This is a genomic window from Companilactobacillus insicii (assembly GCF_003946015.1).
GTDB classification, from domain to species: Bacteria; Bacillota; Bacilli; order Lactobacillales; family Lactobacillaceae; genus Companilactobacillus; species Companilactobacillus insicii.
Genome location: NZ_RHNU01000020.1, coordinates 1 through 16351 on the forward strand (window position 1 = coordinate 1; position 16351 = coordinate 16351).

The 16351-nt window shown below is 30.3% G+C and carries 14 protein-coding genes; all 14 read right to left on the minus strand.

Going from position 1 to position 16351, the window contains the following annotated elements; all coding sequences use genetic code 11:
- Nucleotides 1-99: 99 nt before the first annotated feature.
- Complete coding sequence (locus EKM79_RS07435) at nt 100-402, minus strand: helix-turn-helix domain-containing protein (protein WP_211331278.1); 303 nt, start codon at nt 400-402, stop codon at nt 100-102.
- 66 nt (nt 403-468) lie between these two features.
- Entirely contained in the window at nt 469-1884 is a 1416-nt protein-coding gene (locus tag EKM79_RS07440) for an oligosaccharide flippase family protein (protein WP_125567447.1), read from the minus strand.
- Between the two features lie 24 nt (nt 1885-1908).
- Entirely contained in the window at nt 1909-3030 is a 1122-nt protein-coding gene (locus tag EKM79_RS07445; RefSeq protein ID WP_125567449.1) for a glycosyltransferase, read from the minus strand.
- A complete protein-coding gene (locus EKM79_RS07450) occupies nt 3020-4045 on the minus strand; it encodes a hypothetical protein (protein ID WP_125567451.1) in 1026 nt (341 codons plus the stop codon). The genes EKM79_RS07445 and EKM79_RS07450 overlap by 11 nt, the downstream gene beginning before the upstream one ends.
- 234 nt (nt 4046-4279) lie before the next feature.
- Nucleotides 4280-5287, minus strand: coding sequence for an LCP family glycopolymer transferase (locus EKM79_RS07455; protein ID WP_125567453.1), 1008 nt, complete (start codon nt 5285-5287; stop codon nt 4280-4282).
- A gap of 176 nt (nt 5288-5463) precedes the next feature.
- Entirely contained in the window at nt 5464-6555 is a 1092-nt protein-coding gene (locus EKM79_RS07460) for an acyltransferase family protein (protein ID WP_125567455.1), read from the minus strand.
- A 63-nt stretch (nt 6556-6618) separates the two neighbouring features.
- Entirely contained in the window at nt 6619-7905 is a 1287-nt protein-coding gene (locus EKM79_RS07465) for a hypothetical protein (RefSeq protein WP_125567457.1), read from the minus strand.
- 99 nt (nt 7906-8004) lie between these two features.
- Nucleotides 8005-9423, minus strand: coding sequence for an oligosaccharide flippase family protein (locus EKM79_RS07470; protein ID WP_125567459.1), 1419 nt, complete (start codon nt 9421-9423; stop codon nt 8005-8007).
- Between the two features lie 6 nt (nt 9424-9429).
- On the minus strand, nt 9430-10551 hold the full coding sequence (gene glf / locus EKM79_RS07475; RefSeq protein ID WP_125567461.1) for a UDP-galactopyranose mutase: 1122 nt from the start codon (nt 10549-10551) through the stop codon (nt 9430-9432).
- A 59-nt stretch (nt 10552-10610) separates the two neighbouring features.
- Nucleotides 10611-11537: a glycosyltransferase gene (locus EKM79_RS07480; RefSeq protein ID WP_246005650.1), complete on the minus strand. Its 927-nt coding sequence runs from the start codon at nt 11535-11537 to the stop codon at nt 10611-10613.
- Nucleotides 11527-12543: a glycosyltransferase family 2 protein gene (locus EKM79_RS07485; RefSeq protein ID WP_125567463.1), complete on the minus strand. Its 1017-nt coding sequence runs from the start codon at nt 12541-12543 to the stop codon at nt 11527-11529. The genes EKM79_RS07480 and EKM79_RS07485 overlap by 11 nt, the downstream gene beginning before the upstream one ends.
- Nucleotides 12544-12552: 9 nt before the next feature.
- Nucleotides 12553-13668, minus strand: coding sequence for a glycosyltransferase family 1 protein (locus EKM79_RS07490; RefSeq protein WP_164506039.1), 1116 nt, complete (start codon nt 13666-13668; stop codon nt 12553-12555).
- 31 nt (nt 13669-13699) lie between these two features.
- Nucleotides 13700-14560, minus strand: a complete 861-nt coding sequence (locus EKM79_RS07495; RefSeq protein WP_125567467.1) for an SDR family NAD(P)-dependent oxidoreductase — start codon at nt 14558-14560, stop codon at nt 13700-13702.
- Nucleotides 14561-14573: 13 nt separating this feature from the next.
- Entirely contained in the window at nt 14574-16349 is a 1776-nt protein-coding gene (menD, locus tag EKM79_RS07500) for a 2-succinyl-5-enolpyruvyl-6-hydroxy-3-cyclohexene-1-carboxylic-acid synthase (protein WP_125567469.1), read from the minus strand.
- Between the last annotated feature and the right edge of the window lie 2 nt (nt 16350-16351).

The window sequence follows — 16351 nt, forward strand, 5'->3', positions numbered from 1 at the left end:
AAGATTGGATCATATTTTGTCATAAAAAATGCCCTACAATCGTTAGATTTCTTGTCTAACAATTGTAGGGCACTTCAAAGTCGCTAATAATATTCAATTTTAGTTAAGTACTCCATTTCGATCGTCACGTAAATCAGATAATTCATCAATTATTTTTTGAAATCTGTCTTCAGGGATTCGTCTGTCCCCAGCTTCATACTTTAAGAACCTATCCAAAGGTAGATTCAATGCAGCGGCAGCTTCTTTTTGTGACAAGTGCATTTCACGTTCCAACTTGATTATCTCCAGAGATAAATCAAATTGCTTAGATCCCATTGCCCTCTTCAAATACTCATTGTCTGCAAATATTGAGGAAGTTGAAAAATCATTTGTTCTCAATTGAAACATCCTTTCAAGTCGCATATTCAAATCAATGGCTCCGTATTTAATGGTAACATTTTGAAGTGTAAAGTTCATTTACAATGGGTATTATTTTGTTAAGAAACCTTTTGCTTTATTGATTATTTCTACTTTAAATACAAATAACATCAGAGTATAGATCATCAAACCTACAAAGACCTCTATCATTATTGATAACCATGAAACACTCAATACTTCATTCAATAAACATATAACTACAAACATAATGAATCCTGACAGCATGTACTTGAGATTATCTCTAAATAACTTCTTGAAGACAATTTGTGATTTAATTGACCACAACTGATAGATTGTAACGGTTGTCTCTGATAATACTGTTGCAATTGCTGCACCAATGGCACCCCATAGAATAATCATTGGAATATCAAGAACTACATTAATCAATACACCTAAACAAACGGATTCGTTGTAAGATCTAGTCTGTTTAGTCGGTAATAAATATTGCATTCCTATAACATTGTTCCAACCAACAAGCAAAATCACCACAGACTCAATCATCATAATCGGAACCACCGCAATAAACTTACTAGTAAAAAACAACGGCACAAATTTGTTTGAAATGGCTATTAATCCCAACACCATTGGCATAGATATCGCCGAAATAAATGAAAAACTATTATAAAGACATTCTTTAGTTTTATTGTGATCACCTTTAGCAAAGGCATTAGCAACATGTGGCATCATTACCGCACCGGTTACCGTTACAATCGCAAGAATCATCTTAATAATCTTATCCGACTGATCAAAGTATCCTGAAACTGTCACACCAACAATAGCACCTAAAAGCGCCTTATTAATTAGGACGTATATTTGGGATGAACCTTGAGGAATAAACAATACTAACGAAGGTAAAAAATGCTTCCAAATGGCTAATTTTTTCCATTTGGGTTTGACCAAGTATCTTCTTAAACTAGGAATCAGTGTCAAATTACCAAACACCAGCGATAAAGAAATAACTAAGATATAACTCATCAAATCATTGGCTGATTTAACAAAAATAAATATGCATATCAAAGTGGCCACTTTAACGACTATATTTCTCAAAACTGTAACTGCAAAGTTCTCCATACCCACGAAGAACCAAGCAACATCCAACATTGCTGCAATTATAGAAATGGCTTGTGCTAAATAAAATGCTCGATATTCACGCGTAAAAATCATAAAGATTCCAAAGAAAATACCCGTTACAACAAAAATAGTTATTCTTAAAATGACTATCTCACAAAATAGATTGCTTAGCTTCTGCCTATCATCCCTAACAAATGCGACCTGTCTGCTTGCATACAAGTTAGTTCCAATTCCACCAAACAAAATAAATAATTGGATAACTGAATTAGTAAACGAATTTATCCCTACCTTCTCAGGTCCAAGTACCATAGACAGATATGGAATCGTTATAACTGGAACTAATAATATGAAGATTTGATAAAACGCATTGTACAAATAATTTTTAACAATTTTCATCCAGTATTTTCTCCAACCAACTAATTAAAGACATTCATATGCACTTAATATTCTTTTTGTCATTTTTTCCCAACTGAATTCATCGTTATATAACTTTTGATTACCTGATTTAAAATTCTTTAGTACTGAACTATCGAGCGAAGAAATAAGTTTTTGGAATGACTCCACTGAATAATCGATGGCATATCCGACACCGTTATCTCGTACTAAAGTATCGATTCCAGTGTTATTTGCTACAACAATTGGCTTACCCAAGAATAATGATTCGTAGAACTTATTTGGGGCTGAATACTTATGATTACTTACTTCAGGATTATAAATAGCTATCATCAAATCAGAAATATTAGAAATGGCCAAACCATCACAATAAGGAACTTTCCCATAAAAATTAACATTTACGGAATCACTATTCTTTATAGAATTGACAATCGACTCCGATCCAAAACCTGCAATATGTAAAACAATATCATCACGGGTTTGAGCGACATTTACTATCTGCTCAAGAAAACGATCAGGTACTAATGCTCCTACAAATGAAATGTTTATTTTACCTGGAACATATTTACTAAAATACTTATCCAATCCTCCATTATTTTGATAGTTAGGAGTATTGTAAATGATTTCTAATTTTTTTGGCTTTGATCCACTTATTTGTTCCCTTCGACAATCAATCGGTAAAATAGTCAAATCACTCTGACTAATAATCACATTTTCGATTTTTTTAACTATTCCCTTAGCCTTGTTAGGAACAGGAAAAGCATCAGCGTAATAGTCGTAAATATCATAAACTAACTTTTTCCTAAACAACTTAGAAAAAATCAAGCTCGTAAAGCCTGTATCGAGATTCACAGATTGAATGATATCTATTTTCTTTCTATTCTTAAGCAATTTCATGAACAATTTTATGTTGAATTTAATTAATGGAAGAATGTTTTTTAACCCACTGCCAAAGCTACTTTTAACACCAATTTCTTGTATACGAATAGAATTAGACATCTCATATATATAATCTTTACTAGACTCCCTATCCCAACCAATTCCACTGACATTATAATTTGCTTCTCGCAAAGTAATCATTTGTTTCTCTGCTCTAGGGTCAGGATTAAAAGGGTTACTGGCTACAAAATATACATTTTTATTCGGCATTAAAGTCTTCTTTCTTTTTATTATTTATTAACAACAAAAGCATCGGTGCTAAAACTATTTGATGTCTCAACATTGACCCTGCATCGGGTTCAAAGAATGACTGGATGGTAAAAACAGATAAAATGAATAAAAACTTATAATCTACTCTGTCTTCATTACTTCTTAAGTACTTAATACAAAGGAATAAAATCGTACAAATCCAAACGTAATAAAGAATTTCATTAGATGAATTAATGCCATCTATCGGTACAAAAACATTAACTAGACCATACAAAAAATTAAAAAAATCAGTGAAGATCGATGTGTTGAACAATGGATTATTGATCATCGTGTTAGCCAAGCTCACATCTCTCACGCTGTTAATGCTGTATCTTGCATCTGATAGAAAATTACCAGTCATTAAGTTATAACTTATTTCCATAGAAAGTACTGTTGCCAAATACAAAAGTAACTTCATAAACTTATTCAAATGTGAGGAATTAACTACATAAGTAAATAGAACTGAAATCAAAAATATTAATATCCAATATGATCTGAAAAAAATCCCGTATCCCAAAACAAATAAGGCTAAGTTCTTATTAAGCAGCTTTGCTGGTGAAAACATGAAGATAATGCTTAAGAAGAAGAAAACAACTAATTCCTTAGAAAATTGAGCAGCATATGCTCCGAATAACAAAGCAAACATAGCTAGTAAAATAAAATTCTTAAGTTCTAAAAAATTAATCTTGTACTTCAAAGCTAATATCAAAAGTAAAGCCGCAAAAATACACCACGAAAAAAATGTCTCTATCAAAACTGATGTATTCGGATCAAAATGGAAAAACAAAAAGAACTTAGCGGTATTAATAAAGTTCTTATCGTCACTTAAATAAACATTGTTCATGTAGTTCTTAATAGTTAAATTATCAATGAAAAAATAACTTGGAAAAATATTTCTACTAACAAAAAAATAAATCATCGTAAGAGCTAAGAAGAACATATTAAATGACATAGAAAATAGATTTCTTTTAGTCATCACTACCTCTTTCACGTACTGTCATGAAGTTTTAAATTGTAGTTCTATACCTCATGGACAATATTTTTTCTGTCAGCATATTATCATCCTCTAACCACTGATACAATGGCTATTTTGATATATTTCAATCACATTAATATTTGTATTTTTATTTGATGGTTACTTTTATAAATGAATTTTTGGGTAGAAAAATAGCGTCCTGCTTTTGCAGAGACGCCGTTTATAATTCAAATATTAATATACTGAGTTAGTTGTTGTAGTAGTACTTGGTACATATTCAATGGTACCAGTCTTAGCACTGCTTAAGTCTAAGCTCTTACGCAAAGCATCAGTTTCAAGTTGTAGTTCGCTCTTAGTTACAACTTGTAAACTCTTGCCATTAACTGTCTTAGCTGTACCTTGTAAGTGATCCTCAGTAACATTCTTAGTTGCATCACGATAATCAGTACCAATTGTCTTCAAGTTATCGAATGTTAGATCAGTTAGAACTTGATCAGTTAATGAGTTAATGAAGTCTTGATTCAACAATGTTGAAATTGAACCTGATTGTTTAGCAATAGCAGTCATTACATCACGTTGACGACTTTGGCGACCGTAATCACCATCAAGATTATTACTGTTCATACCTGCATATGCTAATGCCTTAGCACCATTCATATGTGTCTTAACACCCTTAGTGAAGCTATAACCATTGAAGCTAAATGATAATGAAGGTGTAACATCAATTCCACCTACTTCATTGATAACCTTGTTCAAGCCACCAACATTGAGTAATACGTAAAAATCGATAGGAACATTTAACATGCTTTGAACAGTTTTAACACTTGCTCCAGCTTGTCCTAATTCATAAGCTTTGTTCAATGGTGCTGGTGAAGCACTCTTATATCCAGGAATATTAACTGCTGTTTCACCTGAGATACTATTAACGGTTGTCTTGTTAGTCTTAGGATTAATAGTAACAACCATCATACTATTTGTATGACCCTTATAGTCTCTGTTTAACTTAGCTGAACCAGAATTTGTACCCATAATCAAAATGGAAATAGGTCTCTTTGAACTAAGCTTAGTGCCAACATCATGAGCACTAACTCCAGATGATTGGAATGAGCTATTAACAGATTCTTTTACACTACGGTATTTTGACATACCCATAGCTGCACCGCCGAACACAAACAAAAGAAGAAATGCAATTAGCAATGTTCTTAAGTTGCGACTCTTTTTGTTCTTGTGTCTATTTTGCATATGTTTTCCCCCTATATGATTCAAAAATCATATTCTTCATTTACAAAATACAATTTTTGATAATGAACTTCAAATTCATATCTCCATTATACGTTTTTATTACGGATTTTATACCGTTTATGAAGAAATTAATATATTTTTTTTATCCGCCTCCTTTGACTAATGTTATATTATGATCAAATTTTAATATTAAATTTATTCATGAGCTCCCTTGCAATTTCGCTAAGAGAAGTAACTATACGATTTTGAAATTTTCCAAATATAAATTGCCGCATGTAATCAATTAAACTACAAGAAATATATATTATTAAAGAAACGCCCAATCCATAAAAAATTGCAAAATAACTATTACTATATTTACTACCATTAACGACAGTAATCCATAACCAATCTACTATTAATAAATTTGCATGTATTAGATAAACAGCAAATGATGTAGATGCAATTTTATTAACAATATTGTTAGTATATGGCTTAGCATACAACACTAGAATGAAAAGACTTATTGCAGACAGAAGCTGTAAAGGACTAGTTCCATTTACAAAATCCGCATACGATTGAGTACCACTAAATAACGATAAATTTGATCTCACTATATTTATCATATAAATGGAGATTACAGATAGTAGTAATGATCCAACTAGTAACAGTCCATAAATTGATTTTTTGAACCTTTTCAAGTCTTCTTCATACAAGCCTATATATGATCCAAAGCTATAAACAACCATAACCCACATTGCATCATTTCCATTAGTACCGACAGACGGATTTTTGAATACAGTAGTAAAAAAGGAAAATATGGTCATCATTATAATCAATAAATATCTAAATTGATACTTATCAATATTTCTAAAAGCTATATTCAAAAACGGACTAAGAATATACATTATTAGGTATGCCGTAACAAACCAATTAAGGTATCCCGTACTAGATAAAAACAATGTTTTAACAAGGTTTTTAACATTGAATTTCTCAATTTTAAAAACTAAAGTTATTATATATATAATAACTGCATAAAAATATGAAACAAACCAAACATTAAAAAAAGACCTCCATTTGAACCTAGAATTGACTAAAAAATAGCCTGAAATCAACACAAAAATATTAACACCAAGTTTGCCACCAATCCACAGAATTTCAATAGTAGATTTTAAAAACAAATTTGTAGCATTAAAAGACCAATTTGTTTGCCATGCAAAATGTCCTAATACTATAAAAAACATACTTAAAATTCTTAACCATTCAATTGCAGAATTTCTAATCTTCATTGTATAAAAATATTTAAAATAAAAATTTTAAATTTCTCCTATCATTGAATATTAAACTTTCAACTATTGTGAAGATATAACTATATTTTCATAATCCTTTTCTTTACTCAAAACAGCGGAAATACATAAATAGCACTGTAGAAAAATATAAATATACGTATTATCAATGACTGTAAATGTAAATAATACAAACAACATAAAAGCCATTCCAAAATATTTTTTAGACAATTTAAGCACAAATATAATTGAAAATGAATAAAACGTTAATAAGTAAAGACCACCATAGGATAATACTCTCATTAGTCCACTGGAAACACCCAGCCAAGAAGTATCATTTAATAAAAGTGCATTATTTATTCTACGCGGATCCATATAACCGCTTACTAATGAATCATTTCCAATCCCATTACCCAAAAGCAACGAATGTTTCCACGCCAAATACCCTGCCTTAAAATCGTCTATTCTAATACTGAATGATGAGTACCAAAAATTATCCAACTTATCAGAAAGTACAAAGATTAACAATATCACTAAAACTGGCACAATTATTCCAGTAAAAAACAACTTAATTATCGGTATTCTTACACTCTTTATAAAAAACAAGTAATAAATCAATAACAGTATTATCATTACTAATCCAGTCGTAGACGTAGTAGAGATAATAGTTAAAATCAAAATAATTCTTTCAAAATTTAAAAAATGTTTTTTTGAATTTAAAAATACGGATATTAATAATGCAACACTTAAAATAAAAGAAAACATTGGAGCCTCAACAAAAATACCAGTATTTCTTATAACATTCATACCAAAAAAATCAATACTACCCTGTGCAATATAATGCAATCCAAAATAACCGAGTATCGTTCTACCACCAGACCACTCATTAATTACGGACGAATTAGTGGGAACATTTATAATTGATAATAACCAAAAGAAAAGTGAAATCAATGATAATAAAAAAATGATTTTTTTTATTATCATTAACAAATTATCGCCATATTCCATTTTCAAAAGTCCATATAAATATACACCACTTAAAACTGGAATAATCAAATATATTTTAAGTATCCCATAACTAAAAGGATATATCTGATAACTAAAAATCAGAAAAATAAACATCATCAATAAAAAAACAATCATACTCTTAAATAATGGAACTACGTTTATTCTTTTTTTATAAAGATAAACCAGACTATCAAAATCTAATACCAAGAGCAATAAAATAATGGTATCTGTAAATAAATTACTATGTGAAGAAGAATATAAAGTATTACATTCCATTATTAAAAAAAATCCCAATAAATAATCCAAACAAACCATCAAACTACTTCGTTTATATTTATTTTCCATAGAACTTAACCTCATTAATAAATTATCGATTCAAGATTTTAAAAAGTATTTCATTCATGAGTAAGGGTCTTTTTGGGGAAATGGCCCACCTTTAGTCACTCAAACCTTATTAATAATTTTAATCAAATCATCAATCAAATGAACACCCAAAATAATAAGAAAAATAATATAAACAATCAATCCCATAATAATTTCTATGATAATAGAAGCCCAAGACATCGGCAAAATAGGATCTACTAATTTTAGTAACAAGAACATCATTAACCCAGAAAAAAGATATCTATAGAAATCTAAAAACAACGATTGATAATCAACCAAATTTCTAACAATAAATAACTGATAGAACATTACCGAAAGCTCAGAAATAACAGTTGCAATAGAAGCTCCAATAGCTCCCCATACCGTTATAAGTGGAATATTGGATATCAAGTTAACAATTGCACCTAACATAACTGATTTTGTAAATTCCTTAGTTTTTTGTGTGGGTAACAAAAACTGCGTTCCAATAACATTACTCCATGCAATCAGTAAAATTACGACTGATTCTATCATCATTACGGGTACAACTTGAATAAACTTGATTGTAAAAAATAGCGGCACAAATTTAGGTGTTACAGCAATCAACCCAAACATCATTGGAATTGACAAGGCTGTAACAAAATTAAAGCTTTTATACAAATATTGTTTGGTTTTTTCATGTTCCCCATTGGCAAACGCATTAGCAACATGCGGCAACATGACAGTTCCAGTAGCCGTGACCACGGCTAGAATCATTTTAACCATCTTATCTGACTGATCAAAATATCCTGCTGCTTGAACCGATATCATCGATCCAAGCATGGTCTTGTTCAACACTAAATACACTTGTGTAGCAATTTGCGGAACAAATAACGCTAAAGATGGTAAAAGATGTTTCCATACACTTAGTTTCTTTATATCTGGGAAACCAATATACCTTCGCAAACTAGGAAACAAAGTCAAATTACCAAATAATAAAGACAAAGATAATATCAAAATATATGTTGTTAAATCCGAATATGATTTAACAAATGTAAAAATACTTATAAGAGTAATAATTTTAACAATCAAATTTCTGAATACGGTAACTGCAAAATTCTCAACTCCCATAAAAAACCACGAAATATCAAACGCAGCAGCAATAATAGAAACAGCCTGTGCTAAATAGTAAATATGGTATTCAGTAACACTTAACAAAAATATTCCAAACACAGAACATGCCAATAAAATAGTAACCATTCTCATAATAAATATTTCATAAAATGTTTGTGTTAGTTCTTTTTTGTCGCCTCTAACATATGCAACTTGACGATTTCCATACATACTGACTCCTATACTACCGAATAATATAAAATATTGAATTATCGAGTTAGTATAAGAATTAATTCCGACCCCTTTTGGTCCTAGAACCCTTGCTAGATATGGTGTTGTTACTAACGGTACTAGTAGTATAAATACTTGATAAAATGCATTATAAAGGTAATTTCTTACAACCTTCATAAAATACTATTCTCCAAATTCCTTACGTATTACTTGTAACGCGGACATAATTGTTTGATCCATATTGTAATACCTATATTGTCCCAATCTGCCGCCAAATATGACATTTGGTGCCTCTGTCTTAGACAACTCTACATATTTCATATAAAGATCCTTATTCCGCCTATTGTTAATTGGATAATACGGTTCGTCACCGCGATGCCAAGTCTGTGGATACTCATAAGTAATAACTGTTTTATTTTTATTACCATTACCAAACTCAAAGTGCTTATGCTCAATTATTCTAGTGTAAGGTGTTTCTGCATCAGTATAATTAACAACTGCATTACCTTGATAGTTATCGGTATCCTTTATTTTAGTATCAAAACGTAAACTACGATACTCTAACTCACCTAATTTATAATCAAAGAATTGATCAATCATACCAGTGTAAATAATCTTACAATCTGAATTGAGATATTCATCCTTATTGTCAAAAAAATCGACTCCCGTTTCAACATCAATTAATTTATTATCAAGCATTTTTTCAACAATTTGTGTATACCCGCCAATTGGAATCCCTTGATAAGGATCATTAAAATAATTATTATCATATGTAAATCTGACAGGTAATCGTCTAATAATAAATGCCGGTAAAACAGTAGCTGACTGTCCCCATTGTTTCTCAGTATATCCTTTGACTAACTTCTTGTAGACATCGGGTCCAACAAGTGATAATGCCTGTTCTTCTAAATTTTTAGGTGAACCATTTAAATTTAGACTTTTTTTCTGTTCTTCAATTTTTTTCTTAGCTTGATCAGGAGTTATAACACCCCACAATTTGTTAAAAGTATTCATATTGAATGGCATATTGTAAATTTCACCATTGTAATTTGCTATTGGACTATTGATGTAGTTATTAAAATCAGCAAATTGATTAACATAATCCCAAACATTTTTCATTCTTGTGTGGAAAATATGTGCACCATATTTATGAACTTGAATACCTTTAATTTCTTCGGTGTATATATTACCACCTATATGATTACGTTTTTCAATAATCTTTACTTTGAGTCCATTTTTGGCTATCTCATATGCACAGGTTGAACCAAACAATCCCGATCCTACGATTAAGTAATTATCTTCCATAAATCTATCCTCACACCGAACTTATATATTATTTGCCCCATTAATAAATATGATACTACTTAATTAATACGAGATATTTTAGGATTAAAAATCAATCCAGAAATAGTGCCCTTAATTATGGCACAAAATCTACTAACATTATTATCTCTAGATTTAACAATCACTTTTAGAGCATACATCATATTACTAATAATCATCTTCAATGTATTCCTTTTATTTTTATACTTTTTACTGATATAAACTAAATTTCGATATAAATAATAATACCTACTAATTCTGTCAGACGTATCATCAATTAACGTAACGTCTGATACATTATTTTCAGTTTTGTGTGTGACAATACTGTTAATCACAAAATATGAAGATATATGTTGAGATATTCTAATCGTAAACTCTGTATCATCTCCCCATATAAATAATTCCTTAGTGGGAATACCGTATTTCCTTACTGATTGCCTTCTAAAAAACACAGAAACAAAAGTTGCATGACTTACCTTTACTAATCCATCAGAAATCATCTCTGACCATTTTTTTTCAACCCTAGGCACATTACATGCAGATCCATCTGTCCATCTAACATTACTACATAAAAAACCAAATCTATTATTTAAAAAGTTTGCCTTTTCTAATAAAATATCAGATGCATCCAAATTTGGAATTGTATCATCATCCATGATCCAAAAATAATCATCAGTCGTACACTCATAAGCTTTTTTTACACCTAGTGCAAACCCGCCGGCTCCTCCTAAGTTAACGCTCGAATTAATAATTATATATTTACTTAATGACAATTTTTCTAAATAGCTAGACGTACCGTCGGAACTATTGTTATTGACAATAATAATATGATTAACATGTTTGCTATTTTCCAATGCAAACAGACATTCTTTTAGTAAGGTAATTCTGTTAAAAGTAACCACAACCGCACAAATTTTATCAGTATACATTCCCATAAAGATATTCCTCAAACTTTTCTTACAATTCATTTTTATAAAGATAGTAAATTCTAGTTTTAACAATGCTACTTTTAGCTTTAAATAAAATAACAGCACTAATAAAGCTTTTGTTTGCAAGTTTTATCACAATCTTTTCAAATGCGCCAATTATTTGACAATTATCATAAATATTCGCTTGCTCTGCATATTTTTTTTTCATTCTATAAAAATATTCTTTATTGTGTAAAAATGATTTACTTCCAAAACTTATCAGAGCTATCTTCCTTAATAAATAAACATTCTTCTTAAATTCATAAGGGACAATTTTTTCTAACATATCAAGTGCGTCGAAATAAGTTAACCCTTTTTCTGTTAATCCTGAATTGACCATAGAGTCCTTTCTTTGTCTATATATATATATAGAATCCGGAATACAATAAATTTTATCCGCCCTATTTAAAACTTCAGCGTTGAACACCTCATCCTCCAAAAAATATATATTTCTATCAAAACTAATTCCGCTAATTAATGACTTTAAATAAACTTTATTACATGAATATCCGCCAAAACCCATTTTATCAAAAATGCTTCTAAACGAATGCTCCTTATTTAATTTTCTAGGAACTGAAAAATAATGTGATAATTTATGTTCATAACTATTACCATCTTTTGAAATATAAAAATTGAAAAAAAGAACATCTGCACAAGATACAACAATATTATTATATAAAATGTTAAGAAAATCTCTTGTAACAAAATCATCAGAATCCAAAAAAACAATATATTTTCCTTTGGCGGCATCAATACCTACATTTCTAGTTTCAGAAACACCACTATTCATCTTATCTATAGCAATTATTTGATCATAATTATCAGAATAGTAATTGCATATATCCATAGAATTATCTGTCGAACCATCATTTATAAGTATTAGTTCATAATCACAAAATTTTTGATTGACTACAGAATTAATGCAGTATTCTAAATACCTACCGGTATTATAAACCGGTACAATTATTGAAAAAAATGGATTATTTAAGATAGTATTATCCCCCATAAATTAAAGCTATAAAGTCGACTCAATATAACTCTTTATATAAAAATTTTGCATTGCTGTAGACACTTCTACAATATCATAACCAGAATCTATGACTAGCTTCTGCATATCATGATGAGCATAACTATCTTTTGAAATTTGTATTGCACATTTGGCCCAATAATTTGGGCTCAAATCCAAACTCAATTCATTATACAATGGTGTTATATTTACATCTGCTGGAATTCTTTCCGAGCATAGAGTCGGTATACCCGAACATTGGGCTTCAATTGTAACTATTCCTAACCCTTCAAATAAGGATGGAAACACGAAAACATCCATAGCTTGATAAATATAGTCCATATCGCTTCTATTACTCAAAAAAATCACTGAATCAGATAAATTTAGCTTCTCAACTTTTTCCTTAATTCTTTGCTCTTCCGGTCCAGAGCCTACTAATAAAAGAACAGAATTGTTATTATATTTTTTTATTTCTTTAAATACATCTATTAAAAACATATGGTTTTTAGATTTATGAAATCTTCCAACATGACCAACAACAAATTTATTATCTAAATTTAATTCTTTACGAATATTATTTCTCTTACATGCATTAAATTTGAATTTTCTTGAATCAATCGCATTCCTAACAACTTCGAATTTTCGATGCTTGAATAGATATTTCCCTGCATCATTAGAACACGCAAACAAGTTTGTTGCATACTTTGTATAAACTCGTTGCATTAACAATTTAGGTAAATACTTATAATCATGTACTGTTTCATTACTATGTGAATGTGCTACTCTAACTGTGACCCCAGCCTTTTTAGCAGCCTTAAGACAAAAATATCCAATACTATACGTGTGCACGTGTATTATTTTATATTCAGGATGCGATTGAAAAAAGGAATTTAGATACTCATTAAACTTAAAAATATTAAAATCTTCCCTAAAAGAAGTATAAAATATTTTACCACCTAGCAATTTTATTTCGTCATCATAAAATTGCTTTTCATTATATTCAACCAAGAAATCAAATTGTACTTTGCTTCTATCTATATTTCTATAAATATTCATCAAAAAAGCTTGGGTTCCGCCGGCTTCCATTCTTTGAAGAATATGTAATATTCTAATAGGTTTATTCATAATTCGTCCATCCTCAACCCTTTGCATTAAACTAGTCCACTTTATCCCAAAATGTTTTTAAATGATTTCCGACATTACAATGAATAACCTCTCCTGAAATACATTTAGAAGCATCACTCAACAAAAAACAAGCTACTTCAGCTATTTCTTCAGGTAAAAAAAGTCTTCCTGATGCACAATTTCTAGAAAGATTACCATTTAAAGGTTCAGCATAATCTTTTGTCATGTCAGATAATGTCACTCCTGGTGCAATAGCATTTACTCTTATACCTGATCTGTAGACTCTTCTGCTTAATGCACCTGTAAGACTGTTTAATGCAGCTTTAGTAAGTCCATATGGTATGTCATACATTTGATCACCAGTTTCCGAAGATATAAAAAGCAATTGACCTGATGAATTTTCTTCTGATAATTTCATTTTTAAATAGCTTTGAGCCAAAAAATAACTACCTCGAAAGTTAGTATTAAATTGTTTATCAAAGCCTTCAACAGTAACGTTTTCAAAATTATTTTCATGTAACGAGATTCCAGCATTACTAACTAGACAATCAATAGATCCTTCAAACAGATCTTCACATTTTTTCAAAAATGGCCCTACATACTCTACTTTGGAAACATCAGATACAATATACTGAACTCCATTTCCTAATTCAGAAACAGCCTTTTTTAAAGTAGCTTCATTTCTACCAGATATAACTATTCGAGCACCTTCATGTAGAAACTTTTTAGCCATTTCGAATCCTAAGCCTTTACTACCACCAGTTATCACAATATTCTTATTATTAAGTATTCCACCGTAATTAATTTGAGATATATTAACATAAGTTGCAGTTTCAGGTTGAGAAGTTAAAATAAATTTGGCAATTTTTCTTATAAGTCTCTTTACTCCCATTAAGTAAACCCTCTTAAAATTTGAATTTAAATTTACTTGCTAATTTCTTAGCCCTATCTTCCCCAATCGTAGATTTTATAATTTTTTTACTTCTACGAATGGACTCTGATTTTAAATCACGTGGACGACTTAAATCAAAAAAATCATAAATAACATCTGCATCATGTTTCATTTCAGTAAATACTTCAAAAAATATAGGTTTACTTGTGTCTTCGCTCATAAAATCTGTTAATCCACGATCAAAAGAATCCTTATCGTGAGCACACAAATATTCAAAATTATTCGATTTAACCCATCCTTCGGCAGTAGAGTGGTGTCTAGCAGTTGTGTGCAAATCACTAGCTTCATCTTTCCACATTTTATTGAAATAAAATTCAGATCCACCTTCATTATTAATCAATAATATGTGCGAGTTCTTACCAATATTACGTAGCCTCATCGCATTCATTCCATAAAAAAATGATAAATCACCAATAATCAAATAATTTTGTTTTTTGGGTGAAGCAATACCTTGCCCAAGAAAAGATGATAAGCATCCATCAATTCCGTGCGTACCAATATTTGCATAAATTTTAATATTAGGCGCCAACTTAAAGAAGTTAGTTATTCTAATGCTATCATTGATACTTAAATGTAATAATGAATTGCTAGGTATTCTCTCAACAACATTTTTAATTGCATATACATGTGAGTACGGAAATTCTGGAATCACAATATTATTTTCATAAGTGGACCACAAACTATAATATGATAAATCATTTTTTTTACTGGCGGATGTTTTGTTACAGTATTCAAAAAAATACTCTGGGGTACACTCGAATATGGTTGTAATGCTTTTGAACACATCTACAACTCTTCCATCTTGTTGTATTGACCAATGTTCAAAATCACCAGCAAACTTTTGCAGCTGTTCCTTTATTCCAGACATTATATTTCCACCAAATGAAATCACAATATCGGGAAGTAATTCCTTAACTTTTTTGCGAGTAACATATCTTGAATCCATAATTACAGAAGAATTAATAGCCTTGCCAAACTGAATATTTGATGTGTACTCTACTGTTACCGCTGAATTAAAAATATTAAAGAAATTAGAAATATTATCTTCTAGTTTTTTAGATACATGCACATTTTGCCCACAAACAACTAATATTTTTTTAGCTTGTTCTAGTTTTTTTACTTTTTTATCCCATAACGATTTATCACCAATAATGTTAATTCGATCAATCTTTGTAACATCAGGTAACCTTTTTACATTAAACGAATTATTATAAGATTTCATTGGTACATTAATATGAACTGGTCCAGTACCATTATGATCTAATTCTAAAAGTGCTTCATTAACTAATCTCTGACAAAATATTTCATCATCTTTATTATTCACAATTGGTAAATTGACTGATTTTTTTACATGCCTGTCAAACATCCCAACTTGATCAATCATTTGATCTTCCCATTGGCCCAGCATTGCAGGATCTCTATCGCTCGTCAAAGCTATAATAGGTGCACCTTGATAAAAGGCTTCTGCCATTGGTGGCCAATAATTAGCTGTTGCGGTAGAAGATGTACATGAAATAACCACCGGTTCATTTAGTTCTTGAGAGAGTCCCAATGCAAAGTATCCAGCACTTCGTTCATCTACAACCGAATAGCAATGAAAAAATGGATCTTTTTCAATTGAATGTACAAACGGAACATTTCGGCTTCCGGCAGATAAAACACAATGACTAATTCCCCACTTTTTTAGTAATGCTATTATAATTTGATATGCCTTAAGCTCGGTATACATCT